Here is a 23,352-nt window from a genome sequence, read left to right as displayed (position 1 = left end):
AAAGTAAATGCCGGCGCCTATCATGTTCGACTCCCGCCAGCGTTAGGGGTTTTGAGCGAGACGGTCACCGTCCAGCACGCGCTTGGCGCTGAGGTAGCTCTTCTGCCAATAGCTGTTGGAAAGGCTGTCCAGGCGTACCGTTCCGCCGGTTGAAGGTGCATGGACGAAACGCCCTTCGCCGACGTAGATGGCCGCGTGACTGACACGACGCCCGCCGCTGGTGGCAAAGAACAGCAGGTCACCTGCTTTCAAGGCATCACGCCTGATGGTAGCGCCCCGCATGGCGTTCATCTCGCGAGTCGTACGCGGTAATGCAACGCCGGCTGCGCCTCGGTAGACGTAGGTAATCAGACCACTGCAATCGAAGCCGCCATCAGGGGAATTGCCGCCGTAGCGATACGGCGTACCCACCAGTCCCAGAGCCGTGAACAATACGTCTTCAGCAGTGCCGGGAAACTCATGCGTTGTTGGCAAAGGCGCGACGACTACCGGTTCGACCGGCGCTTGGCTGGAACAGGCAGAAAGCAGTATCGCAGTCAGCAGAACAGCTATAGAACGAGCCAGAAGAGGCATGGCAGAGCAGTCCAGGCAAATGAGCCATCACTCTGCCGGCATGCAGAAATGGATGCAAGCCCGATGCAGATCTATCTCAGCACTCAGTGATGACTGGAAACAGCGCTTGAGTTATGGGCAAGGACCAGGACGCGCTTGGCTTGCATGAAGCTGGAACGCCAGTACTTGTCATCAAGGCTGTCGACGCGAACGCCGCCGCTGCGACTACTGGACGAGTGAATGAACCGGTCACCGCCGATGTAGATACCGGCATGGCTGACCTGACCGCGCCCACGGTTGTTGAAAAAGACCACGTCGCCCGGCTCCAGCTCGCTGCGTTTGATCTTCGGTGCTTCCAAATTGATCATTTCGCGGGTAGAGCGTGGCAGCTCGATGCCGGCCTCCTTGCGAAACAGAAAACTGACGAAACCACTGCAATCAAAGCCGGTTTTCGTGGAGCTGCCACCGTAGCGGTACGGGGTGCCCACCAGCGTGAAGCCGCGCTCAAGCACGCTATCGGCCAGAGCTGGCAACTCGTAGCTCTCGTCATCGGCGAGTTCACGAAGTTGCTGCTCGGTGGGTTCGTCTGTTACGGCTTGAGAGTCGGCATCAGCCTCTGCTATCTCGACCGGGAAATCGAACTGGAACTCCTGCGACAGCAGCGGACTTTCAGTCTGCTCCGGCTGCGCGGCACAGGCCGCCAACAGCGTAATGAGAGCAAAGGGCAACAGGGGTGCGAGGCGTTGGCGCATGGCACTGACAGGTCGGGAAGTCGAAAGTGGCGAAACTATGCCTGCGGTCGCTCCGATGAGCAAATTCTATTGCCGCAAATGTGACCGACTAGCTGCGGCAAAACGTCTGCGCGACCTGCACTTCAACTCACAGTTGATCATCCGTCGCGGTGATTTTCTCGGCCCAAACCGAAGATCGCCCCTAACAGGTTATCGCCTCTGAGTTGGTGGACCACAGCGAACATTACGTGGCCATACCAGTAGTACCAGAGCAGCTGGCCGAAGAATTTATGCTGCAAGGTGTAGCGTGTGAACGCCAAACCATCGGCTGGTGGGCCGACGTGCCCGGGTGGGATCATCGCGAACAGAACCATACCGGTAGCTGCACAGCCGCTGAGTGCCAGCAGGCCCAGCCCATGCCCGAAGCTGGAAAGCCCACGACGCGGGCCGCTTGGCGGCAACTTGCCGTGCACCAGGTCAATACCCTCACGCAACACCATACGGCGCCCGTCGCGCCCCCACGGAAACAAGCGCTGCAGGTCGTACACGGCATAGCTGTAAAGCCAGAACAACAGCACGATCAGTGCCGCCAGCATGCCGACCAACCGATGCCAGGGAAACAGGTATTGGCTACCAGGATCGGACATCCACAAGCTGCTTAACTGCTGGAACATCGCGGTCAGGGCGACGGCCCAGTGCAGCAGGCGCAACCTGATATCCCAACGCTCAGCCATGATTGTCCCGCTGTTCAACGCCCACAGCGCTCGCCCCCAGGCGTCAAGGCCGAGCAACCGAAGCCGCCACCATCGCAAGTACGTGGCGCATCGTTGCGCAGCATCTCGGCCATTTGCATGATCGCCTGCTCGAGGCGAACCCTCAGGGTGGCGTCCATGGTGATCTCTGCCAATGCTTGGCGCATGCACAGCATCCACTGGTCGCGCTCGGCCTCACCTATCTGGAAGAAGCGATGTCGCATTCGCAGCCGCGGATGACCGTGCTTTTCAGTGAAGCGGGAAGGTCCGCCCAGCCATCCGGAGAGAAAGTCGAAGAGCCGCTCGCGAATTTGAGTGGTATCCGCGCGGTGCATGTCGCGCACTGTCTCGATGCTGGGCTCGCTGAGCATGACGTCATAGAAGCGGTCGACCAGCTGGCGTATCGCCGCCCAGTTGCTGGTAAGGAGTGAGTTCAACGGTTGCGTTCACGTATTGCTCCTCTGAATAAGCCGAAACGGTTGCAAAGAACTGTGCCGCCGTGGCAGATCGGCCCGCCGCGCTACTGCTGCGCCCGCCACAGGATCAGGTAGCCAAGCCCCATCAGCAGCCAGGCGGCCGCTGGATGGAATAGCAGGCGCCATAGCCAATGCTGCGGCACGAAGCCGACGCCATGAATGAAGCCCGCTGATATGCCCCACATCACCAGCATCAGCTGTGCGTGGTTGTAACTACCTGCTCCGTCGAGCATCACCGCGGGGTGAATCAGCAACAGCAGGGCCAGCGGCGAGGCCAGCAGCAGCGAGAGCACGCAGCCGGGCCTGCGGTAGAGAATGCTATTGACCGAGCCGATCACGGCCTGGCTCCGCATCGAGGTCTTGGGTCGCTTCGAACCAGAGCGCGCTGATGATCCCGAAGCTGCAAGCCAGCAGTACGCCGAGAATCCAGGTGAAGTACCACATGATGATTTCTCCGTAGGGTCGTTCTGGCCAGACGCGTTGGCGCCTGGCCATAGGGTCAATACAAGCCGTGCGGGTTGGCGTTGATGGTCTGATCGTTGAGCCTCCCCCACATGCGGACATAGCTCCACAGCGTGTAGCAGAGGATCAGCGGCACGAAGATGCAAACCACCACGAACATGATGCCCAGCGTCTTGTAGCTCGATACGGCGTCCCACAGGGTAAGGCTGGAGGCCGGATCGAGACTCGACGGGAAGACAAAGGGGAACAGGGCGAAGCCGGCGGTGCAGATGCTGCCGACAATCATCAGACTGGTACCGAGAAAGCTCACCCCGCCGCTGTTACGACTGGCGCCCAGCAGCGCTATCAGCGCGCCGAGGATTCCGGCGACTGGTGCAATTTGGGTGCTTGGGTAGCGGCTGTAGTTGCCCAGCCAACCCGCATTGCTCTGCACCACCTGCTTGTCTAGCAAGGGGTTGAGTGCAGCCCCCGGATCGGTGACAGACAGCTGGTTGAAGCCCTGAATGCCGAACGCCAGCCACAGACCCGCCCCGACGAAGCCAATCAGGAATACCAGCGCGCACAAGCGGGTTGCCAGGCGCGAGCGCTCGCCCAATGCACCTTCAGTGCGCATCATCAGCCAGGCACCGCCATGGGCGCAGAGCATGCTCAGGCTGACGATGCCGCAAAGCAGCGCGAAGGGGTTGAGCAATTCGAAGAACGAGCCGTGATAGCTGGACCGCATTAGCTCGTCGAGCTGGAACGGCAGGCCGAGGAACAGGTTGCCGAAGGCCACACCGAACACCAGCGCTGGCACCGCGCCTCCGACGAACAGGGCCCAGTCCCAGGCACTGCGCCAGCGCGGGTCTTCCACCTTGCTACGGTAGTCGAAGCCCACCGGCCGGCAGAACAGCGCGAAGAGCACCAGTAGCATTGCCCAGTAAAGCCCGGAAAACGCCACTGCATAGACCATCGGCCAGGCTGCAAACAGCGCACCACCGGCGGTGATGAACCACACCTGGTTGCCATCCCAATGCGGCGCGATGGTGTTGATCGCCACGCGCCGCTCGTTGTCGGTCTTGCCAACGAAAGGCATCAGCGCCATGGCGCCCATGTCGAAGCCGTCGGTCAGGGCAAAGCCGATCAGCAACACACCGATCAACACCCACCAGATGAGTTTGAGCACTTCGTAGTCGAACATCTTGTTTACCTCACACAGGGGTCGGTTCGATAGGTGCGTCTTTCGCTGCTGCCGGTACGGCACCGGCGTCGCGGGGCTTGTGAATGTGCCTGGGGGTGGCCGGTGCGATCTCGAAGTGGTAGCGGCCGGTGTGCAGGCTGCTTGGCCCGAGGCGGGCGAAGCGGATCATCAGGAACATTTCCACCACCAACAGCAACGTGTAGAACGCCACCAGCGCCACCAGCGAACCCCAGATATCCCCCGCCGCCAACGTCGACGCAGACAAATGCGTCGGCAGCAGCTCAGCGATCGACCAGGGCTGACGGCCGTGCTCAGCCACGTACCAGCCGGTCTGCGCCGCGATCCAAGGCAGCGGCAGGCTAAACAAGGCGAACTTGAGCAACCAGGGTTTGTTCTCGGCATTGCGCTTGATCGAAGCCCAGCTGGCCAGACCAAACAGCAACAGCATGAGGAAACCCGCCAGGACCATCGCACGGAAGGACCAGAACAGGCTGAACACGTCGGGAATTGTATCCAGCGCGGCCAGGCGGATCTGCTCATCACTGGCGTCAACCACCTTGTCGGTATAGCGCTTGAGCAGCAGGCCATAACCCAGGTCCTGCTTGACCTCGTTGAACGCGGCGATGGCCTGTGGCGACTTGTCCCCGCTACGGAGTGTTTGCAATCGCTGATAGGCAAGCATGCCGTTGCGAATGCGCAACTCGTGCTCGGCGACCAGCTGCTTGATGCCCTTGACCTCCTCGTCCAGCGAGCGCGTCGCGATCAGCCCCAGCGCATAGGGAATCTTCACCGCGTAGTCGGTACGCTGCTCCTGCTGATTGGGCAGACCGAACAGGGTGAAGCCGGCCGGTGCCGGGTGGGTTTCCCACTCGGCCTCGATGGCCGCCAGCTTGACCTTCTGCACGTCGCCAATCTCATAGCCGGACTCGTCACCGAGGATGATCACAGAGAGGGTCGAAGCCAGACCGAATACGGCCGCGATGGCAAACGAGCGCCGGGCGAAGCTAAGGTCACGTTTCTTCAGTAGATAGAAGGACGAAATCGCCAAAACAAAGATCGCCCCAGTGACATAACCAGCCGACACCGTGTGGACGAACTTGACCTGGGCGACCGGGTTGAACAGCAGCGCGCCGAAATCGACCAGTTCCATGCGCATGGTTTCGAAGTTGAACTCCGAGCCCACCGGGTTCTGCATCCAGCCGTTGGCGATCAAGATCCACAATGCCGACAGGTTCGACCCCAGCGCCACCAACCAGGTGACCGCCAGATGCTGCACCCTGCTCAGGCGATCCCAGCCAAAGAAGAACAGCCCGATAAAGGTCGACTCCAGGAAAAACGCCATCAGGCCTTCGATTGCCAGCGGCGCGCCAAAGATGTCACCCACGTAGTGGCTGTAGTAGGCCCAGTTGGTGCCGAATTGGAACTCCATGGTCAGCCCGGTGGTGACACCGAGGGCGAAATTGATACCGAACAGCTTGCCCCAGAACTGGGTCATATCCTTGTAGACCTGCTTGCCGGTCATGACGTAGACCGACTCCATGATGGCCAGCAGGAAGGCCAGGCCCAAGGTCAGCGGCACGAAAAGAAAGTGGTACATCGCCGTCATGGCGAACTGCAGGCGTGACAGATCGACAACGCTTTCCGAGATCATCTCGGTCCTCCCTCAGGGATCGAACCCCGTGAATCAAGCAAAAACTCGGCAATCCGCGCCGAACCGTTTTCCGGAGTGCTGGGCGCATCGAACCAGATCGTTTTTATGGTTATGAGGATCGCAAGCTTGACCAGCAGAACCAGCGCGATGTCCCGTCTGAGCGATGACCTAAGCATGCCTAGCTCTCCTTGCACATCAGTGCCGAAATCCGTTCGAGCGCATCGGACTCCGACCGCATGAGGCGATTGCAGCCCCCTTTGGGGAGGGGGCCAAAACCCGGTTGTCGCGGCCCGGGCCCAATCGCTACACCTCGAACCTACCGTGGAACTCTGCTCGGATCCGAGGCAGGGAAAGTGTCCGGCGTGACCGTCTTAGCAACAACTGCGACAACCTGCCCCGCCCCGCCGACACTGCCCACTGCATCCACGTCGTTGCACGCTAGATCAGCGATACGGCGCCCCGCGCAGAGCATCGCGGGAACTTGCGCCTGCACCACGCGCCGCATCGACAACCTGGCTGGTCGAGGACAGCACGTCCGCGGCGCACTGTCGCAGTCAGGGCACCCTCAACCAGCGCCGAAAACCGCTGCCACTCGTCGTGGCAAGCGGGCTCCAGGCAAAGTCCCAAGGCGCCGGAGGAAGCTCTTCCTGCTCAGCTGCAAGCGCCCGCGTGCCCAGGCGAACCTGTGGCTTCCAGTCGAACACGTGCTGATTGCTACCTTGCCAGCCAAGCACAACGCCGATTGCCGCGCTGTCGTCGCTGGCTACCCAGCGCGCGGCAGCGGCGATCATCATGGTCTCGATATGCTCCGGCGCGACCAGATCTCGGTAACCGGAACTCAGCAGCCAGCGGCAGACGCCGAGGTGAAACGTCCAGCCCAGCGCCAGCTGGCAGCCGTAGGCCCACGTCATGAACTGGCGGAAGATGTCCAGGCCATCTGGCGGATCAAGCTTGAGCAACCCTGGGCAAACGTCGAACAAGGCATGCCAATAGGGCAACAACCGGGCGTCCAGATGCACAAAACTGCGGGCATTGCTGGGGTAATCCGGGAAGGGAAGCCGATAGCCGATGCGGCCCTCGGCGCGAGCGAATTTTTCCATCATGGCCATGGTGAAAGCCCCTGAATTGACCGTACCGTCGGGTCACCGACAGTCTTTTCGTCCACTCCGCAGCCAGGCTGCATTCGGACGGTGAGGGAGTCCGGTCAGGGGTATCAGGGTGCGCGGGGATTCAGCGATGGCCAGTGGTAACGCGGACCACGCCGTTGCGGGCCAGGTCGAGGCAGCGACACGGTTGCCGGAATTCCCAGCCAACCCAGCGCAAACAGCACCGCAATGGCGAGAAAGACCGAGCCGCATAGCGGGCAATCCAGCATGTGCTCAGCCAGCTCATGAACATCGGCGGGGAACACATCGCCGCCAACTGACGATGCATTGCTGGCGCAGAACGACTCCTGCCCCATGGCAAGCTCGAATCCCATGTGGGAGCCATGGTTCAAGCTGCAGACAAAAGCGTTGAGCAGGATGCAGGTGAATAGCACCCATATGATCTGAATACGCTTGTCTTTGACGATCGTCATGTTTTGACTGTACACCGCCCGTGCTTGGGCGGCGCTGCGCCAAACCGCCGCAGAACACCGGGCAAAGCGCTGTTCCTGCCACGCGCGACATCGCCGACCAACGAGGCTTCGACACTCCACTCGTAGGTCAAACCCGTCAGTGGTTTACCGTAAACGCCAGCATCGCCGAGAGCTGAGACATGGGACGGCCACTGTCGCTGTGCCATTGGTTGAAAATCGATTGCACGGCTGCCTGGTCCCGCTGGCTGCTGGGCACCTTGTCCACCACCTTTTGTGCTTTGAGCGCAGCGACCACGTCATCGCTGGGGATGAACGTATCCTTACCCGCCATGCGCAGCAGACGCGGCGCCGAAAGGCCTCCCAGCTGGGTGCCGTGCTTGGCCAGATAGCGCCACAGGCCGACAATATCGGTGGCCGGCCAATCCGCGATCAGGTTGCCGAAACTCCCCTTCTCCTTCGCCACGTCCAGCACGAACTGGGCGTTGCGCGGCACGCTCTTGAGTTTGCCCAGGTGCCGAATGATGCGGGCGTCCTGCATCAGCCGTTCAATGTGTTCGCCGCCCATCAACACCAGCTTCTCAGGGTCGAAACGAAAGAAGACCTCTTCGAACGCCGGCCATTTGGCGTCGACCAGGCTGTGCTTGAGCCCGGCGCGGAAGATACGCAGGCTGATCAGCGAGAGGTAACGGTCATCCGCAACGGCGCGAAGCTCATCGGGACGCTTGGGTTGCGGCAGGCGGCTCTCCAGTGCTGCGGCCGAGCCGAAACGATTGAGGCAGTATTCGTGCAGCCATTTGTAGTCGCGCATGCAGGTCCTGATTCATCGATCGAAACGAGCCGCACAGGTTGCCCTTGGCAACCCGACGTCGCAAGCCCGGCCGTCGCAGCCGGGCTGGTTCGCTCTAGCGACGCAGCCGATCCGCAGCCCGACGCAGTATTGCCTCGGTGGCCGCCCAGCCCAGGCAACCATCGGTGACGGACACGCCATATTTCAGCTTGCCAGACAGGGGCTGACAGCCGTCGAACAGGTGACTCTCAAGCATCACACCGCGCAGAGTCGAATCGCCAGCCATGCGCTGATCAATAATGGACGCCAGCACCGCCGGCTGGCTCAGCGGATCTTTACCGCTGTTGGCATGACTGCAGTCGACCATGATGCGCGGAGCAATGCCCTGGCGCAGCAACGTGTCACGGGCCTTTGCGACGCTGTCCTCGTCAAAATTCGGCCCTGAGTGTCCACCACGCAACACCAGATGGGTATCCCCATTGCCGCTCGTGCTTAGCAGCGCTGGATGCCCCAGTTCGTCGATTCCGAAGTGCTGATGCGGGTGCTCAGCCGAGCGCATGGCATCACAAGCAATCCCGAGGCTGCCATCGGTCCCGTTCTTGAACCCCACCGGCAGGTCGAGCCCGCTGACCATCTCACGGTGAATCTGCGACTCGCTGGTACGTGCACCGATCGCTGCCCAGCCAAGCAGGTCATCAAAATAGCCCGCCGCCAGGGGCTGCAACAATTCGGAGGCGATCGGCAGCCCGCACGCCAGGATATCCAGCATCAACCGCCGCGACAGGTGCAACCCTTCAGCCATGTCACCGCTGCCATCGAGCTGCGGATCGTAAACCAGCCCCTTCCACCCGACGGTAGTTCGCGGTTTCTCGACATACGCGCGCATGACTAGCAGCAGCTGATCGCTGACCTTCGGGGCTAGTTCAGCCAGGCGCTCGGCGTATTCCAGTGCGGACGTCGGATCATGCAATGAGCAAGGGCCAACCACCACCAGCAGGCGCGGGTCGTCGCCGTTAAGCACGGCGCGAATGGCCTTTCGATTATCTCGGACGCGCTCGTCAAGCGATGCACTGAGGGGCAGCCGTTGCCGCAGTAAAGCGGGGCTCGGTAACGGAAGAGCGCTACGTCTGGCTGGGGTGGAGGAAGTGTTGCAGCTAAGGGTTGAGGCGTTGATTGATGCATTCATGACTGGCGGTCCTTTGGCCGACGCGGCATCTGTGCCGCGTCGGCGCTAGCCAAGTGTTCGGTCTGGGTGTGTAAGTGCTGCGGCCGTGAAGCGGCTAAATCGCCAGTCATAGCGGTAGGTGCGGTAAGCGTTGGTGTTGTGATACATGGTGCTGTCCTCGGTATGTAAGGCCTTCTCAGGCCAGAAAAAAACAAAACCCCCGGTCGGGTGGCCGACCGGGGGCGAAAACTGTCTGGTGGCGACCCGGGTTGCTAGGGCGCCTGCGGGGTATCAGGCGCGCCGATGGCTAAACCAATACCCAAAATAGCAACCGTCAGCCGCAATCGCCTGCCCACGCAGCGACGCCGTGCGCATGGCGCCGGTGGTCGCAAGGATCGAGGGAATCAGATTGAGCAGCATGCTGTTCTCCAAAGGATGCCCGAACCATACTCCAGCACGCCGACTGGTTTCAACCGGCAGTGCAGTAAGAATCAGCCCCCGCTGCTCTGCTGGGCAGCGGGGGCTCGCGCTGTCACAGGATTGTCTGGGGCTGTGAGCTGAAGACGCGTCTGTTCGGCTGAGCATCAGAGCCGCCGTCCCGATGCAGGTCGAGTGGAGGCAACCTCGCAGGGTAGGCAACTCTCTCGAGTCAGATCCTACCGTTCAGATGAGCCGTAGTGCCTGACGCTCCGCTTGCTGCTTTCCACGAAGAATGCAGACACCGCGCGGCCGGCCACCACATATCACCGGCCCCAGAAAAACGAAACCCCGCAATAAGCGGGGTTCGGTCTCAACTAACCCGGCGCCAGGCCGGGCACGTCCGGGCAGGGCTGTAATCAGGCCTTGATGCGGGACTTGTACTCGCCGGTGCGCGTGTCGATTTCGATCGAGTCGCCGATTTCGCAAAAAGCGGAAACCTGCAGCTCAGCGCCATTCTTCAGGCGCGCAGTCTTCATTACCTTGCCGGAAGTGTCGCCACGAACGGACGGCTCGGTGTAGACGATTTCACGAACGATAGTGTTCGGCAGATCGACCGAAATCACCTTGTCGTTGTAGAAAGTGGCTTCGCAGACGTCAGTCATGCCGTCTTCGATGAAGGTCATCACGCCTTCAAGGTCGTCTTTTTCGATTTCGTACTGGTTGAACTCTTCGTCCATGAATACGTAGAGCGGGTCAGCGAAGTAGGAATAGGTCACTTCCTTGCGCTCGAGAATGACCGGTTCCAGCTTGTCATCAGCCTTGTAAACGGTCTCGGTCGCCGAACCATTGAGCAGGTTCTTCAGCTTCATTTTGACCACGGCACTGTTACGACCGGACTTGTTGAACTCGGCTTTCTGGATGATCCAGGGCGCGCCGTTGATAACGGCCACTTGGCCGGCACGGAACTCTTGTGCGGTTTTCATACGAATATCCGAATGGAATTAGAGACATAAAATCAGGCCGCGTATCATAGGGTCTGTTCCTGTTTCGTCGCAAGCCGCGTTACTGCGACGCATCGCCCCCTTTGCTGTCCCATATTGGCAGGCCTACCGAATGGTCAAGCCGGAGCAGCCGGGTGTCGCGCCGGAGCAGGCCCTAACCAGTCCGCGTAAAACAGCATCAGTTTTCCGGCCAGATCTCCGTTGGCGACCTGTTTGTGTGTCCAGCGGTCCGCATGTGCCTGCAGCTCCGCCTCGTGCTCGAGCATCGCGGTCCAGGCGATGCCGCTGCCTATGCCCTCGTTCCAGGCACGCCAGAACTCACGTAGCGCTCCCGCAGCCGGTGGTGAGAGGTCGCGGACATACAGATCCAGATATGCGTTGAGCTTGTCCCAGTGCGCATCCTCATCTTGAGGGTAGATGTGCCAGACCAGTGGCCGCCCTGCCCACTGCGCCCGGATGAAGGATTCCTCGCCGCGCACGGCATTGAAATCGCAACACCACAGCAGCATGTCGTACTGGTTCTGGGTCATGAACGGCAGCACTGCAACCTGCAGCGCACCACGGGCGTGACGATCACCAGCTCGCAGCTTTTCGAGCCCCAGCCAGGCCGCTACGTCACCCAAGACCCGCCCCTCAGGCACCAGTAGCTGTGATGGACGTTCATCAACAGCCAGCGCATCGAGCCATCCGGCAACGGCGCGATTTTCATAGGCGAACAGCGAGAGCAAGCGCGCGCCGGCCGGCGCGGTCAAATCGAAGCTCTGGAGGAAGGCTTCACGTAGCACCGGGTTGGCTTGAAACGCCTCCCGGCGTGCCAGCAGATCTCCCTCACGAATCAGACCGCCGGTGCCCTGCTCGAATCCCGGAAAGAAGAAATACTTCTGCAAGCCATCGGGCTGCATAGAAGGCAGCGCATGGCAGCCCACCACCCAGTCTTCTGCACTGAGGTATTCGAGGTTGAGCCAGAGGCTGCGGCGCCCACTGCAAGCCATTGCCTTTATATAGGCGTCGGGAAGCTGGCAGGCAAAAGCCTCGATCACCACCTCAGCCGGCTCTGCCCCTGGCCACTCAGGTGTCCAATGACGCACCTCGACACCTTCGTGCCATTGCTGAGCGGAGGTGATGCTGGCGCCCGGGCAAAGCCGAGCGAAGGTATCGAGGTCATCGACCCATAACCGCACGCCCTGGCCGTACTCAGCCACCAACTGCCGCGCCAGTCGCCAGGTCACGCCAATGTCACCGTAGTTGTCGACGACAACGCAAAAGATGTCCCAGCTTGTTTTAACTGACAAACGAAACCCCTCGAATGTGCCGTTTCAGGCCAGTTGACCTGCAGGATGTCAGCAGAAGAATCCCGACTACGGCGCTCCAACCACATTTCCAGCCGGACGCATGGTCAGCAATGCCAAGCGCGCTCGACTGGCTAGCTGTAGGCGAGCTTGAGTACTTTCGAGCACTGCAGTCTGAAGATGTCGCCTCATCTCGATAAATGGGCGTGAGCACTCGCTAGGACTCGCAGGGAGCCGATTGCTTGGCAATCGAGGGAGGGGATATAGATCGTCATGGAGGTGAACCCTACCAGCCACACCCCGGCACACAATGTCACCGCTGCGGCTGCTCCCTTCCGGGCCTGACCGGGTTCACGGCTGATCGTTGCGGGGGGACCGGCAGGGCCCACCATGACAAACCCGCCTGGCGGCGAGCGGCGCCATTGTACCGGCTTATCAGCAACTTACAACCACTGCCTGCGAACGCCAGTTTCACTGGCCGCATAGCCTACTCCACCGACCAGTATGACCGCCGGTCAGCAACCCCGAAAACGGCGAGACCGTTTAGTCCATTGCGTCAAAACCCTCTAGCCAAACACGAGCGTCTGTCCGAGGATGGGGAGGCTAAACGCTATCGAACACTTGTCATGAAATCATGCCGCAACCAATCGATTGTGCGGCTGATGACACAGCACTCGAGGTAATCATGAGCAAGGCTCCAATCGCCATCATCGGTACCGGAATCGCGGGCCTGTCCGCGGCCCGTACACTTCACGATGCCGGGCAGCCCGTACACCTGTTCGACAAAAGCCGCGGCAGTGGTGGTCGGATGGCCAGTAAACGCAGCGATGCGGGTTCGCTCGATCTGGGCGCGCAGTACTTTACCGCGCGGGACCGCCGCTTCACTGACGCCCTGCGCCAGTGGCACGCCGAGGGTTGGGTCGATCAGTGGGCGCCGAACCTGTACCAGGCTCGCGACGGACAGCTGACGCCCTCTGCCGACGAGCAAGTACGCTGGGTTGGCACGCCGACCATGAGCGCGATTACCCGCGGCCTGCTGGGCGATCTTCCGGTCACCTTCAGTTGTCGCATCACCGAGGTGTTTCGCGGTGAGCAGTTCTGGACATTGGTAGACGCCTCAGGCGCCAGCCATGGCCCCTTCAGCCAGGTAGTGGTTGCGGTTCCGGCGCCTCAGGCCGCAGCGTTGCTACCCAGTGCTCCCAAGCTTGCCGCCGTTGCAGCAAGCGTCGCGATGGAACCGACATGGGCGGTTGCGCTGGGCTTTGCCACACCGCTGAGCACTCAGGTGGAAGGCTGTTTCGTTCAGGACGATGCCCTTGACTGGGTGGCTCGCAATCGCAGCAAACCAGGGCGAGACGGCGGGCTAGACACCTGGGTGCTGCACGGCACCAGCAACTGGAGCCGCCAGCATCTCGATCTATCAAAGGAAGCGGTGATCGAGCGCCTGCATGGCGCGTTCGCCGAGCTGATCGATTGTGTAGTGCCGGCGCCGGAGTTCACGTTGGCGCATCGCTGGTTATATGCCCGACCGGCCCAGGCCCATGAATGGACGGCACTGGCCGATGCCAGACTGGGCCTGTACGCATGTGGCGACTGGTGCCTGTCCGGCCGAGTCGAAGGCGCCTGGCTCAGCGGCCAGGAAGCCGCCCGCCGGCTGCTGGAAAACCTCTAAGCACAGTCACGGCCCCCTTCGCGCAGTGCTGCATGACTGCGGAACGCGGGGCCGCTCAGCGCCACACAGATGCGTTCAACCCAGCGCCGTGTCTAGAAACATCATTACAGCGAAGCCCAGCATCAGCCCGAGCGTGGCCGGCGTCTGGTGGCCGTTGCGGTGCGTTTCTGGAATGACTTCATGGGACACCACGAAGATCATGGCGCCCGCCGCCAACCCGAGGCTGACCGGGTAAGCAATGGCAAAGCCGCTGGACATGCCTATGCCGACCAGCGCCCCGATGGGTTCCATCAGCCCGGAAGCTGCCGCAATCAGCACGGACGTCCGCGCAGACAAACCGGTGGTGCGCAGTGCGAGCGCGACCGCCAGCCCTTCCGGGATGTCCTGTATCGATATCGCGGTGGTCAGCGGCAACCCGACACTCAAGTCGCCAGTGGCGAAACTCACGCCGATGGCCATCCCTTCGGGAATGTTGTGCAGCGCGATAGCCAGGACAAACAGCCACACGCGATTGAGCCGCGCGAATTCGGGGCCACGGGGTCCGGTGCTTTGGTGCTCATGCGGCGTGAAGTGGTCCAACCCGAGCATCAGCAAAACACCGAGGCCGAGCCCGACCACGACGGTCAATGCCGCAGCGGGCCCGTTGCCAAACAGCTCACGGCCGGCTTCCAGTCCCGGCAGGATCAATGAGAATGCGCTAGCTGCCAGCATCATCCCCGCCGCGAACCCGAGCATGCTGTCCTGGGAGCGAGTGGATATATCGCGCAAGCCGATGGCCAGAAACGCGCCAACAGCCGTCGCAACGAAACCGGCGCTCCCCCCGAGCAGGGCGTAGCGAACGTTACTGGACTCGTTATTGAAGGCGTTGACGCCACCGGCCACGAGCAGTAGCAGGACAACCACTGCCGCTGCGGCAAGGCTGAAGGTAATCCACGGACTGGCTTGGGCCTGAGCGAGCCAGACGGCGCGCAAAGTGGCAGCGGGGCTTTGAGCGGTTGACGCCATGATCAGCAAATCCTGAAAGCGGGAACGTTGATTGTACGCAGCCCCTTCTAAGGGCGAGGCTATCGCTGCGATAGTCCCGTACCACGAAGGGGCTCACTCTTTGAGCCCAAGAGCCTGCCGATGATTCAACGCGGTTAGGTATCTCCGCCGAGGGATACCCGCGCTGTACCAATAGCGGGTGATTATCCGTAAGCTTGTGCGTCCGATGGTCGTCATGTGTCGCACAGGGAGTGGTCCGTTTGCCTGCCGCCAAATCAATCCGCCGCGCGTTCCTGTTCCTCATTGTGCTGCTGTTGATTGCAGGCTGGCTGGGCTGGCGTCAGCTGCAAGGGCCGGAGTTGCCAGGTTACCAGCTGGAAACACGACCATTGGTGCAACGCGTGGTCGCCAGTGGCGAAGTGGACACCCAGTCGCTGGCCCAGGTCGGCAGCGAGATCACCGGCGTGATTGCCGCGCGGCATGTGCGTGAAGGCGACGCGGTAAAAGCCGGTGATCTGCTGCTGGAGTTGCGCGATGACGAACAGCGCGCCCGCTTGCGCGAAGCCGAAGCGGCCCTACAGCAACTGATCGATTCCGCTCGCCCACAGGCAGAGGCGACGGCGCGCGAGACCCAGCACAATCTCGAGCAGGCAAGCCGCGAGCTGAAGCGCCGGAAAGCACTGTTCGACCGCAAGTTGCTGGCTTCCGAGCCGCTCGAACAGGCGCGCCGCGCGGAACTGACGGCACGCGCTGTGCGTGATCGCGCACGCTTCGCCGCTGCAGCGTTGGCCGAGGGCGGCAGTGAAGAGCGGGTGCAGCAACAGCGCCTGGAAGCAGCACGCGCGGCACTGGCCAAAACCCGTGTTCACGCGCAGGTGGATGGCATCGTCCAGACACGCGACGTCGAACCCGGCGATCTGGTGCAGCCGGGCCGCACACTGCTGACTATCGCGCGCTCCGGCAGCAGCGAAATACTCCTTCCCCTGGACGAGAAGAACCTGGCACCGGTCGAGCTCGGCCAGGCAGCCAAAGTGATCGCCGACGCCTATCCCGAGCGGGTGCTGCAAGCTCGGGTCAGCTTCATCGCGCCGAGTGTCGATACCGCGCGTGGCACCATCGATGTCCACCTCGACCTGCTGGAGCCAGCCGATTTCTTGCGTCAGGGCATGACGGTATCAGTGAACATCGAGACCGGCCGCCGTGAACAGGCGCTGGTGCTACCCAACGATGCCCTGCTCCGCAACGGCAATCGCGCTCAGGTGCTACGGATGAATGAAGGCGTCGTCGAGCGCGTCGAGGTTCGCCTGGGTCTGCTGGGCACTGCACTGAGCGAAGTGATAGAGGGCCTGACCGCTGGCGACTTGGTGCTGGCTGCCGAAGCCGAAGCCGGTCAGCGCGTGCGGGTTCGCGAACAGCCGATGCCCCACGGCATCCGGGATTGACCGCGGTGCGCCTGGCCGACTCTCTTTGGACGGAATGGCTGATTGCCCTGCGCTTCCTGCTGGACAACCGCATGCAATCCCTGTTGATCATCTTTGGCATCGCTGTCGGTTCCGCGGTCATCGTGTTCATCACGGCGCTGATCACCGGCCTACAGGCCAACGTCATCGAACGGACCTTGGGCACACAGGCGCATATTCGTATCCTTCCGCCCGATGAGCTCAACCGTGTTCTGCCCGCCGATGATGGCAGCTGGTCGCTGGTGCTGGAGAGTCCGCGAGCGCAGCGCCTGCGCTCGATCATCAACTGGCAGGACATCCGCGACGTGCTTGATGAAGATCGGCAGGTACTTGCCGTTTCACCGGTCATCAGCGGTCCGGCTATCGCTCGGCGCGGTGTGGCGCGTGCATCCGTCGCGCTGCTCGGTATCGATCCGGTGCGCTATCAACAGATCATTCCACTGGCCAAGGATCTGATAGCCGGCCAATTCACCGTCGGCGCCGGTCATGCAGTGATCGGCAAGGAACTCGCCCGCGACTTGGGCCTTGGCATCGGCGACAAGCTAAGGCTGGACGCCGGCGAAGGCCGCGAGGCCGTGGTCGACATCGCCGGTATCTTCGAGCTAGGGGTGCGCGAGCTGGATGCGCGCTATGTCTACCTCGACCTGAAGCAGGCTCAGACCCTGCTCGACCTGGCCGGAGGCGTCACCGTGATCGATACCACGGTCGGCGAAATATTCGAAGCCGACCGCATCGCCGAACGCCTGGCCCGCCTGACCGGGCTGCGCGCCGAAAGCTGGATGGAAACCAATGGCCAACTGCTCAACGCCCTCAGCTCGCAAAGCATGACCACAGAGATGATCCGTGTGTTCGTCGGGGTCTCGGTGGCCTTCGGCATCGCCAGCGTGCTGGCGGTAAGCGTCGTCCAACGCACCCGCGAGATCGGCATTCTGCGGGCCATGGGCAGCCCGCGCGGACAGATACTCCGAGTGTTCCTGCTGCAAGGTGGGCTGCTCGGTTTGCTTGGCTCGGCCTGCGGCGGCGCCGTCGGCTGGGGCTTGGTGCAGGTCTTCAATCTGGCCGGGCCACGCCTGTTCTTCATACCGGTCGACCCGACGCTGGTACCACTGGCGATGCTGGTCGCAACGGTTACCGGCGTGTTGGCCGCCGCCATGCCGGCACGCCGCGCAGCGCGCTACGACCCTGCCGTGGCGATCCGCTATGTCTGAGTCTGCTGCCAGCCCCAACGTCGAAGAGGTTCTGCGTCTCGAGCAGGTACGTAAAGTGTTCAACCTCGGCACCCCGCTGGAAACGGAAGTGCTGCATGGCATCGACTTGCAGCTGTGCCGCGGTGAACTGACGGCGCTCATCGGACCATCCGGTTCCGGCAAAAGCACCCTGCTCAACCTGATCGGTCTGCTCGATGCGCCCAGTTCGGGCGAGCTGTACCTGCTCGGCCAGCCCACCCGCAACAGCGATGATGAAACCCGCACCCAGCTGCGCAACCAGGCCATCGGTTTCGTGTTTCAGTTTCACCATCTGATTTCGGCGTTCAGCGTACTGGAGAATGTGCTGATGCCATTGATGATCCGCCACGGCAAGCCGTCGAGTGCGGATATCGAGCTGGCTCGCAGTTTGTTAGACGAAGTCGGGCTGGGCGCGTTTGCCGACAAGAAACCCACGCAAATATCCGGCGGTCAGCAACAACGGGTCGCCATTGCCCGCGCACTGGTCACCCGCCCTCCACTGCTGCTGGCCGACGAGCCAACCGGCAATCTCGACACTCGCACCGCGCAAAATGTCTTCGAGCTATTCCACCGTATCAATGCGCAGTTCGGCTGCGCGGTACTGGTGGTGACCCATGATCCGCGGCTGGCTGCCGACTGCGCACGAACCATACAACTGGTTGACGGCCGTATTGTCAGTGACCAATCCGACACCAAGACACGCTGACCCTTCACCGGCAAACCACCCGACGCTCTCCCCTGCCACCCCAGCTTCGCTTTGAAACACCAGCAGAATTGGTTCGCACCCGTTAATAACTATTAAGTCTAAGCATATAACCGTATCTAGCGCTAAGATCCTTGCAGGCATACCCCCACCCGTATCTAGCCAAGCAAAGGAGCAAGCCATGAATGCCCGCGTTGAAGCGTTCTTCGATCCCGCGACCTTTACTTACAGTTATGTTGTCAGCGACCCGGAAACGCGTCAGTGCGCGTTGATCGACTCGGTGCTGGATTACGATCCGGCGTCGGGCCGTACCTCGCATGCCGGTGCTGAGCGCTTGGTCGACTATGTGCGCGAGCACGACCTCAAGGTGCAATGGCTGCTCGAAACCCATGTGCACGCCGACCACCTGAGCGCCGCGCCGTACCTGAAACAGCGGCTGGGCGGGACGCTGGCGATCGGCGACCAGATTACCGTCGTACAAAACACCTTTGGCAGCCTGTTCAATGCGGGCAGCGAGTTCGCCACAGATGGCCGTCAGTTCGATCGCCTGTTTCACGACGGCGATGTCTTTCAGGTCGGCCACATCCAGGCGCGGGCGATTCATACGCCAGGCCATACGCCGGCCTGCATGACCTATGTGATCGGCGACGCCGCGTTCGTCGGCGATACCCTGTTCATGCCCGATTACGGCACCGCGCGATGCGACTTCCCCGGTGGAAATGCGCGGACGCTGTACCAGTCAATCCAGAAACTGTTCACGCTACCAGCCGAGACCCGCGTGTTCATGTGCCACGACTACAAGGCACCGGGCCGCGAGGAGTTTCGCTATGAGACGAGCATTGCAGCCGAACGAGAGCGCAACATCCACGTGCACAGTGGCATCAGCGAGGACGACTTCGTCGCCATGCGCACCGCGCGCGACGCCACCCTGGCGATGCCCACTCTGATTCTGCCGTCAGTGCAGATCAACATGCGTGGCGGTGAGCTGCCAGCGCCTGAAAGCAACGGCACCCGCTATTTGAAGATTCCTTTGGACGCGCTGTAACTGCCTGTGTGGAGGACGTCATATGCAAACCTTAAAACGCCTGACACCCTTCATCTCGGTGGCCGGCCAGTTGGACCCAGCCGATATGGCCCTGCTGGCGGGAAGCGGCTTTCGTTGCGTCATCAACAACCGCCCGGACAACGAGGGCGAAGGCCAGCCTTCCAGTGAGGCTATACGCGTCGCGGCCGAGGAGTCGGGGCTCGAATACCATCACATTCCGGTAGTGTCGGGGCAGATCAGCGACAGTGATGTCGCCGCCTTTCGCGCGCTTCTGGAGCAGATCAAAGGTCCCGTGCTGGCGTTCTGCCGGACCGGCACCCGTTCAGCATCGCTCTGGGCGTTGGCCGAGGCTCATCATCTGGACCCACACGAGCTCATCCAAACGGCTCGACAGGCCGATTACGATTTGACCGCCCTGCGACCGCGCCTGGACCAGTATTGGCAATCTTCAGCGGAGGGTCCGCTGAGCCCTGCACCCACGTTCGCCGCCACGCCACGTTATGACGTGCTAGTTGTCGGCGGCGGCGCGGCTGGCTGCGCCGTGACGGCCAGTTTGCTAAAGCGCGACCCGGATCTACGCATCGCAATCATTGAACCACGGGAACAGCATTACTATCAGCCAGGCTGGACGCTGGTCGGTGCCGGGGTGTTTGATCGCGCTAACACCGAGCGGCCCATGAGCCGTTGTATCCCGACAAGGGCGCAGTGGATTCGCGCAGCTGTAGAGGCCTTCGATCCGGAGCATCAACAGGTGGTGCTTGAAGACGGCAGCCGCATCGGTTACCGCTCGCTGGTGGTCTGTCCGGGCCTGAGCCTCGACTGGGACGCCATCGAAGGCGTGCGCGACAGCCTCGGAAAATATGGCGTGACATCCAATTACGCCTTCGAACTGGCACCGTACACCTGGCAGCTGGTACAGCACCTGCGCCACGGCAAAGCCCTGTTCACCCAACCACCCATGCCCATCAAGTGTGCCGGCGCGCCGCAGAAGGCCATGTACCTTTCCTGCGACCACTGGCTCAAGAAAGGCGCACTTAAGGACATACAAGTGGACTTCTGTTCAGCTGGAGCGGTGCTGTTCGGCGTCGCCGAGTTCGTTCCCGGCCTGATGCGCTACGTTGAACGTTACGGCGCTACGCTCAACTTCAATAACAACCTGATCGCAGTCGATGGTCCGGCGCAAAAAGCCTGGTTCAAAGTGTCCGACGGAACCGGCCAGAGCAGCACGGTCGAACGTGAATTCGACCTGCTGCACGTCGTACCGCCCCAGCATGCACCGGATTTCATTCGCCAGAGCGCACTGAGTAACGCCGACGGCTGGTTCGAAGCCGAGCATGAAACTCTCCGCCACCCCCGCTTCGGCAATATTTTCAGTCTCGGTGATGTTTGCTCTGCACCAAACGCGAAGACTGCTGCAGCGGTGCGCAAGCAAGCACCGGTGGTAGCGGAGAACGTATTAAGCGTGCTCAGCGGTAAGGGACCGCAGGCCATCTATGACGGCTATGGTTCCTGCCCCTTAACTGTCGAATTCGGCAAAGTGATCCTCGCTGAGTTTGGCTACGGAGGCAAACTGTTGCCGACTTTCCCGCTCGACCCCAGAGTGCCTCGGCGCCTGGCCTGGAAGCTGAAAACCCGGTGGATGCCCTCGATCTACTTCGACATGATGCTCAAGGGCCATGAATGGCTGGCCGAACCGAAACATCTGGACTTCGAGCCGCGGCCGGCCGAGGCGCTCAACGCCTGTGATTTTACTCAGGAGAAGAAGGGATGATGCAGCGGCTCGCCCGCCACCTACCGTGCCTGGAATGGGGGAAACAGTACAACAAGGCTGCTGCGGCCAAGGACAGTCTGGCCGCGGTGATCGTAACGCTCATGCTGATCCCGCAGAGCCTGGCCTACGCGATGCTTGCCGGCCTGCCACCAGTAGCGGGCCTTTACGCCAGTATCCTGCCGTTGCTCGCATACACGCTTTTCGGCACCAGCCGAACCTTGGCGGTTGGCCCCGTCGCCGTGGTATCGCTGATGACGGCTGCCGCCCTCGGCCCTTTGTTCGCTTCCGGCAGCGCCGCGTATGCAGGCGCTGCACTGCTGCTGGCAATGATGTCCGGCGCGATCCTGCTGGCCATGGCGGTTCTGCGGCTGGGTTTCCTGGCCAATTTCCTCAGTCATCCGGTGATTTCAGGGTTCATCAGCGCCTCGGGCATTCTTATCGCAATCGGTCAACTGAAGCACATCCTTGGTATCTCAGTCACCGGTGACAACGCTGCTCAGCTGCTGCGGGGGTTGATCCAAGGCCTGCCAGAAACGCACCTGACCACACTCGCCATTGGAACCACCAGCCTGGTCTTCCTGTTTCTGGTACGCAGCCGCCTTGGCCGCTGGCTGCAAGGGCTAGGCATGGCGCCCCGCACAGCCGGCACGCTCACTAAAGTCGGCCCGGTCGTGGCCCTGCTCCTAGCAATAGCGGCGGTCAGTGGCTTTCAGCTCGCCGCTGCAGGCGTGCGCGTGGTTGGCGAAGTGCCCAAGGGCCTTCCTTCTTTGAGCCTGCCCCCACTAGACCTCGCGCTGATCATTCAACTCCTGCCAGCGGCAGTTCTGATCAGCCTGGTGGGCTTCGTCGAGTCAGTTTCGGTAGCGCAGACCTTGGCGGCCAAACGTCGCGAACGCATCGAACCCAATCAGGAGCTGGTCGCCCTGGGCGGCGCCAATATCGCCGCTGCCCTGAGTGGAGGTTTCCCGGTCACCGGCGGTTTCGCCCGCTCGGTGGTCAACTTCGATGCTGGCGCCCAGACGCCGCTGGCTGGCGCACTCACAGCTGCCGGCATAGGCCTGACGGTATTGTTCTTTACACCGCTGTTTCACAACCTGCCACACGCTGTGTTGGCCGCGACCATCATCGTCGCGGTACTCAGCTTGGTCGACCTTACCGCGCTCACGCGCACCTGGCGTTATTCCCGCCAGGACGCCGCCGCCATGGCCGCCACCATGCTCGGCGTGCTGCTGATCGGCGTCGAGACCGGCATCATCATGGGGGTGGGGTTATCGCTGTTGCTGTTTCTCTGGAGAACCAGCCAACCGCATATTGCGGTCGTAGGACAGCTACCTGGCAGCGAGCACTTTCGCAACATCGAGCGTTTCGCCGTGGTACAGAGCCCCAGGGTGCTTTCGGTGCGCGTCGATGAAAGCCTCTATTTTCCCAACGCACGCTTTCTCGAAGACCGCATTGCCGAACTGTTGGGCCAATACCCGCACGCCGAGCATCTGGTGCTGATGTGCCCTGGAGTCAATCTGATAGATGCCAGCGCACTGGAAAGTCTCGAAGCCATCTCCGCTCGTCTTCACACGGCGGGCGTTCAGCTTCACCTCTCCGAAGTGAAGGGGCCGGTGATGGACCGGCTACGCCGCACCGATTTCCTCGAACATTTTGGCGGACAAGTGTTCATCAGCCAGTACGAAGCGCTGCTCGCCCTGGATTCGCAGACCACTCGACACGCACTTGAACGCCAGCGTTGCAACGGAACCAGCATGGGAGACTGCAAATGAAAAACGCACATGACCTCGTCGAACAGGCCCGAACCCGCATCCAGGAAATACCACTTGGCGATGCCGAAGCGGCAATACAGGCCGCGGATGTCGTGATCGATGTACGCGAAGCCGATGAGTTTCACGAAGGCCATATACAGGGTGCCACGAACATTCCGCGCGGCCTGTTGGAGTTCAAGCTAAGCGGTACGCCCGAGCTAGGCGCACGGGATATGAACATCGTGCTCTACTGCAAAACCAGTGGCCGCGCAGCGCTGTCAGCTGCATCGCTACAGGACATGGGCTATCTGCACGTTAAATCGATCGCCGGCGGTTTCGATGCCTGGACGGGAGCCGGCAAGCCGGTAGCGAAACCGAGCCTGCCGAGCTTTGAGTAACCACGCAAGATCAGCATATCCATAATGCAGAAAACCGACGTCGCCGTCGGTCTTCTGCCGGGTGGTCCCGCCTCTGCTTCCCAGATCAGGGCTTGGGACTGCATGCCTTGCACGTCTTGATGCCGAACAGCGTATAAGCCGGGCAGAAGCGGAAAAGGCCGGTGGCGAGCGGTACCAGCCCGATCCATCCCCACACGCCGATTACTCCGGCCAGTGACAGGCCGATGAGTGTGAGGCCGATGACGATCCGCAGTGTGCGGTCGATAGTTCCAACGTTGGTTTTCATAATGACCTCCC

General features: G+C 61.4%; 26 protein-coding genes and 1 other RNA gene. 8 read left to right on the top strand and 19 right to left on the bottom strand.

The annotated features are described in order from the left end of the window. Positions 1-42 precede the first annotated feature (42 nt). From CXK96_RS08960 to ffs, 17 genes are all read right to left on the bottom strand, one after another. Positions 43-573, bottom strand: a complete 531-nt coding sequence (locus CXK96_RS08960) for a C40 family peptidase (RefSeq protein WP_102836125.1) — start codon at positions 571-573, stop codon at positions 43-45. 83 nt (positions 574-656) lie between these two features. Further along, the gene (locus tag CXK96_RS08955; RefSeq protein WP_102836124.1) at positions 657-1,304 is read right to left on the bottom strand and encodes a C40 family peptidase; all 648 of its coding nucleotides are present in this window, start codon (positions 1,302-1,304) and stop codon (positions 657-659) included. A 137-nt stretch (positions 1,305-1,441) separates the two neighbouring features. After that, on the bottom strand, positions 1,442-2,017 hold the full coding sequence (locus tag CXK96_RS08950) for a cytochrome b/b6 domain-containing protein (protein WP_102836123.1): 576 nt from the start codon (positions 2,015-2,017) through the stop codon (positions 1,442-1,444). A gap of 14 nt (positions 2,018-2,031) precedes the next feature. Further along, positions 2,032-2,472, bottom strand: coding sequence for a group II truncated hemoglobin (locus CXK96_RS08945; RefSeq protein ID WP_219807525.1), 441 nt, complete (start codon positions 2,470-2,472; stop codon positions 2,032-2,034). Between the two features lie 83 nt (positions 2,473-2,555). Beyond that, on the bottom strand, positions 2,556-2,849 hold the full coding sequence (locus CXK96_RS08940) for a cyd operon YbgE family protein (RefSeq protein WP_372239365.1): 294 nt from the start codon (positions 2,847-2,849) through the stop codon (positions 2,556-2,558). After that, the gene (gene cydX, locus CXK96_RS08935) at positions 2,830-2,955 is read right to left on the bottom strand and encodes a cytochrome bd-I oxidase subunit CydX (RefSeq protein WP_102836409.1); all 126 of its coding nucleotides are present in this window, start codon (positions 2,953-2,955) and stop codon (positions 2,830-2,832) included. Before cydX ends, CXK96_RS08940 begins: the two co-directional genes overlap by 20 nt. Positions 2,956-3,010: 55 nt before the next feature. Beyond that, positions 3,011-4,153 (bottom strand): cytochrome d ubiquinol oxidase subunit II, encoded by a 1,143-nt coding sequence (gene cydB / locus CXK96_RS08930; protein ID WP_102836121.1) that lies wholly within the window; start codon positions 4,151-4,153, stop codon positions 3,011-3,013. A gap of 10 nt (positions 4,154-4,163) precedes the next feature. Next, positions 4,164-5,804, bottom strand: a complete 1,641-nt coding sequence (locus CXK96_RS08925) for a cytochrome ubiquinol oxidase subunit I (RefSeq protein ID WP_102836120.1) — start codon at positions 5,802-5,804, stop codon at positions 4,164-4,166. Then, positions 5,801-5,980 carry a cytochrome oxidase putative small subunit CydP gene (cydP, locus tag CXK96_RS21130; protein ID WP_102836119.1) on the bottom strand — a complete coding sequence of 60 codons (180 nt, stop codon included), beginning with the start codon at positions 5,978-5,980 and terminating at the stop codon, positions 5,801-5,803. Before cydP ends, CXK96_RS08925 begins: the two co-directional genes overlap by 4 nt. Positions 5,981-6,358: 378 nt before the next feature. Then, positions 6,359-6,913, bottom strand: a complete 555-nt coding sequence (locus CXK96_RS08915) for a putative natural product biosynthesis protein (protein ID WP_102836118.1) — start codon at positions 6,911-6,913, stop codon at positions 6,359-6,361. 104 nt (positions 6,914-7,017) lie between these two features. After that, the gene (locus CXK96_RS08910; RefSeq protein WP_102836408.1) at positions 7,018-7,383 is read right to left on the bottom strand and encodes a DUF2946 domain-containing protein; all 366 of its coding nucleotides are present in this window, start codon (positions 7,381-7,383) and stop codon (positions 7,018-7,020) included. 136 nt (positions 7,384-7,519) lie between these two features. Then, complete coding sequence (locus tag CXK96_RS08905) at positions 7,520-8,191, bottom strand: DNA-3-methyladenine glycosylase I (protein WP_102836117.1); 672 nt, start codon at positions 8,189-8,191, stop codon at positions 7,520-7,522. 94 nt (positions 8,192-8,285) lie between these two features. Beyond that, the gene (locus tag CXK96_RS08900; RefSeq protein ID WP_102836116.1) at positions 8,286-9,356 is read right to left on the bottom strand and encodes a 3-deoxy-7-phosphoheptulonate synthase; all 1,071 of its coding nucleotides are present in this window, start codon (positions 9,354-9,356) and stop codon (positions 8,286-8,288) included. Between the two features lie 270 nt (positions 9,357-9,626). After that, positions 9,627-9,755 (bottom strand): hypothetical protein, encoded by a 129-nt coding sequence (locus CXK96_RS20925; protein WP_256061688.1) that lies wholly within the window; start codon positions 9,753-9,755, stop codon positions 9,627-9,629. 416 nt (positions 9,756-10,171) lie between these two features. Further along, positions 10,172-10,738, bottom strand: a complete 567-nt coding sequence (gene efp / locus CXK96_RS08895) for an elongation factor P (RefSeq protein ID WP_102836115.1) — start codon at positions 10,736-10,738, stop codon at positions 10,172-10,174. A 134-nt stretch (positions 10,739-10,872) separates the two neighbouring features. Continuing rightward, positions 10,873-12,048: an elongation factor P maturation arginine rhamnosyltransferase EarP gene (gene earP / locus CXK96_RS08890; protein WP_102836114.1), complete on the bottom strand. Its 1,176-nt coding sequence runs from the start codon at positions 12,046-12,048 to the stop codon at positions 10,873-10,875. A gap of 281 nt (positions 12,049-12,329) precedes the next feature. Beyond that, positions 12,330-12,426, bottom strand: an RNA gene (ffs, locus tag CXK96_RS08885) — signal recognition particle sRNA small type. A gap of 304 nt (positions 12,427-12,730) precedes the next feature. Between ffs and CXK96_RS08880 the strand changes: the two genes are divergently transcribed. Further along, the gene (locus CXK96_RS08880; RefSeq protein WP_102836113.1) at positions 12,731-13,717 is read left to right on the top strand and encodes an NAD(P)/FAD-dependent oxidoreductase; all 987 of its coding nucleotides are present in this window, start codon (positions 12,731-12,733) and stop codon (positions 13,715-13,717) included. A 75-nt stretch (positions 13,718-13,792) separates the two neighbouring features. Here the strand turns inward: CXK96_RS08880 and CXK96_RS08875 are convergent, their stop codons facing one another. Beyond that, positions 13,793-14,722, bottom strand: coding sequence for a ZIP family metal transporter (locus CXK96_RS08875; protein ID WP_102836112.1), 930 nt, complete (start codon positions 14,720-14,722; stop codon positions 13,793-13,795). A gap of 239 nt (positions 14,723-14,961) precedes the next feature. Between CXK96_RS08875 and CXK96_RS08870 the strand changes: the two genes are divergently transcribed. The 7 genes from CXK96_RS08870 to CXK96_RS08840 all read left to right on the top strand — a co-directional run bounded on the left by CXK96_RS08870 (position 14,962) and on the right by CXK96_RS08840 (position 23,055). Continuing rightward, on the top strand, positions 14,962-16,143 hold the full coding sequence (locus CXK96_RS08870) for an efflux RND transporter periplasmic adaptor subunit (RefSeq protein WP_102836111.1): 1,182 nt from the start codon (positions 14,962-14,964) through the stop codon (positions 16,141-16,143). Between the two features lie 5 nt (positions 16,144-16,148). Continuing rightward, positions 16,149-17,369 (top strand): ABC transporter permease, encoded by a 1,221-nt coding sequence (locus CXK96_RS08865; RefSeq protein ID WP_102836407.1) that lies wholly within the window; start codon positions 16,149-16,151, stop codon positions 17,367-17,369. Next, on the top strand, positions 17,362-18,093 hold the full coding sequence (locus CXK96_RS08860) for an ABC transporter ATP-binding protein (RefSeq protein WP_102836110.1): 732 nt from the start codon (positions 17,362-17,364) through the stop codon (positions 18,091-18,093). The genes CXK96_RS08865 and CXK96_RS08860 overlap by 8 nt, the downstream gene beginning before the upstream one ends. Before the next feature lie 178 nt (positions 18,094-18,271). After that, the gene (locus CXK96_RS08855) at positions 18,272-19,135 is read left to right on the top strand and encodes an MBL fold metallo-hydrolase (RefSeq protein ID WP_102836109.1); all 864 of its coding nucleotides are present in this window, start codon (positions 18,272-18,274) and stop codon (positions 19,133-19,135) included. A gap of 22 nt (positions 19,136-19,157) precedes the next feature. After that, complete coding sequence (locus CXK96_RS08850; protein WP_102836108.1) at positions 19,158-20,906, top strand: bifunctional protein tyrosine phosphatase family protein/NAD(P)/FAD-dependent oxidoreductase; 1,749 nt, start codon at positions 19,158-19,160, stop codon at positions 20,904-20,906. Beyond that, entirely contained in the window at positions 20,903-22,678 is a 1,776-nt protein-coding gene (locus tag CXK96_RS08845) for a SulP family inorganic anion transporter (RefSeq protein ID WP_102836107.1), read from the top strand. The genes CXK96_RS08850 and CXK96_RS08845 overlap by 4 nt, the downstream gene beginning before the upstream one ends. Continuing rightward, positions 22,675-23,055 carry a rhodanese-like domain-containing protein gene (locus tag CXK96_RS08840; RefSeq protein ID WP_102836106.1) on the top strand — a complete coding sequence of 127 codons (381 nt, stop codon included), beginning with the start codon at positions 22,675-22,677 and terminating at the stop codon, positions 23,053-23,055. Before CXK96_RS08845 ends, CXK96_RS08840 begins: the two co-directional genes overlap by 4 nt. A gap of 85 nt (positions 23,056-23,140) precedes the next feature. On the opposite strand, the gene CXK96_RS08835 is transcribed toward CXK96_RS08840, so the two are convergent. Beyond that, positions 23,141-23,341 (bottom strand): YgaP family membrane protein, encoded by a 201-nt coding sequence (locus CXK96_RS08835; RefSeq protein WP_102836105.1) that lies wholly within the window; start codon positions 23,339-23,341, stop codon positions 23,141-23,143. Between the last annotated feature and the right edge of the window lie 11 nt (positions 23,342-23,352).

This window comes from Stutzerimonas stutzeri (genome assembly GCF_002890895.1).
GTDB classification, from domain to species: Bacteria; Pseudomonadota; Gammaproteobacteria; order Pseudomonadales; family Pseudomonadaceae; genus Stutzerimonas; species Stutzerimonas stutzeri_AB.
This window is presented reverse-complemented; position numbering and strand designations above follow the sequence as displayed.

Coding starts and splice junctions, on each gene's coding strand:
- cydX (WP_102836409.1), bottom strand. CDS start 2,955: ATGTGGTACTTCACCTGGATTCTCGGCGTACTGCTGGCTTGCAGCTTC.
- CXK96_RS08900 (WP_102836116.1), bottom strand. CDS start 9,356: ATGAATGCATCAATCAACGCCTCAACCCTTAGCTGCAACACTTCCTCC.
- CXK96_RS08840 (WP_102836106.1), top strand. CDS start 22,675: ATGAAAAACGCACATGACCTCGTCGAACAGGCCCGAACCCGCATCCAG.
- CXK96_RS08850 (WP_102836108.1), top strand. CDS start 19,158: ATGCAAACCTTAAAACGCCTGACACCCTTCATCTCGGTGGCCGGCCAG.
- CXK96_RS08960 (WP_102836125.1), bottom strand. CDS start 573: ATGCCTCTTCTGGCTCGTTCTATAGCTGTTCTGCTGACTGCGATACTG.
- CXK96_RS08860 (WP_102836110.1), top strand. CDS start 17,362: ATGTCTGAGTCTGCTGCCAGCCCCAACGTCGAAGAGGTTCTGCGTCTC.
- CXK96_RS08925 (WP_102836120.1), bottom strand. CDS start 5,804: ATGATCTCGGAAAGCGTTGTCGATCTGTCACGCCTGCAGTTCGCCATG.
- CXK96_RS08855 (WP_102836109.1), top strand. CDS start 18,272: ATGAATGCCCGCGTTGAAGCGTTCTTCGATCCCGCGACCTTTACTTAC.
- CXK96_RS08835 (WP_102836105.1), bottom strand. CDS start 23,341: ATGAAAACCAACGTTGGAACTATCGACCGCACACTGCGGATCGTCATC.
- CXK96_RS08905 (WP_102836117.1), bottom strand. CDS start 8,191: ATGCGCGACTACAAATGGCTGCACGAATACTGCCTCAATCGTTTCGGC.
- CXK96_RS08875 (WP_102836112.1), bottom strand. CDS start 14,722: ATGGCGTCAACCGCTCAAAGCCCCGCTGCCACTTTGCGCGCCGTCTGG.
- CXK96_RS08950 (WP_102836123.1), bottom strand. CDS start 2,017: ATGGCTGAGCGTTGGGATATCAGGTTGCGCCTGCTGCACTGGGCCGTC.
- cydB (WP_102836121.1), bottom strand. CDS start 4,153: ATGTTCGACTACGAAGTGCTCAAACTCATCTGGTGGGTGTTGATCGGT.
- CXK96_RS08910 (WP_102836408.1), bottom strand. CDS start 7,383: ATGACGATCGTCAAAGACAAGCGTATTCAGATCATATGGGTGCTATTC.
- CXK96_RS08845 (WP_102836107.1), top strand. CDS start 20,903: ATGATGCAGCGGCTCGCCCGCCACCTACCGTGCCTGGAATGGGGGAAA.
- CXK96_RS20925 (WP_256061688.1), bottom strand. CDS start 9,755: ATGCTGCTCAATCTGATTCCCTCGATCCTTGCGACCACCGGCGCCATG.
- efp (WP_102836115.1), bottom strand. CDS start 10,738: ATGAAAACCGCACAAGAGTTCCGTGCCGGCCAAGTGGCCGTTATCAAC.
- CXK96_RS08880 (WP_102836113.1), top strand. CDS start 12,731: ATGAGCAAGGCTCCAATCGCCATCATCGGTACCGGAATCGCGGGCCTG.
- CXK96_RS08915 (WP_102836118.1), bottom strand. CDS start 6,913: ATGGCCATGATGGAAAAATTCGCTCGCGCCGAGGGCCGCATCGGCTAT.
- cydP (WP_102836119.1), bottom strand. CDS start 5,980: ATGCTTAGGTCATCGCTCAGACGGGACATCGCGCTGGTTCTGCTGGTC.
- CXK96_RS08955 (WP_102836124.1), bottom strand. CDS start 1,304: ATGCGCCAACGCCTCGCACCCCTGTTGCCCTTTGCTCTCATTACGCTG.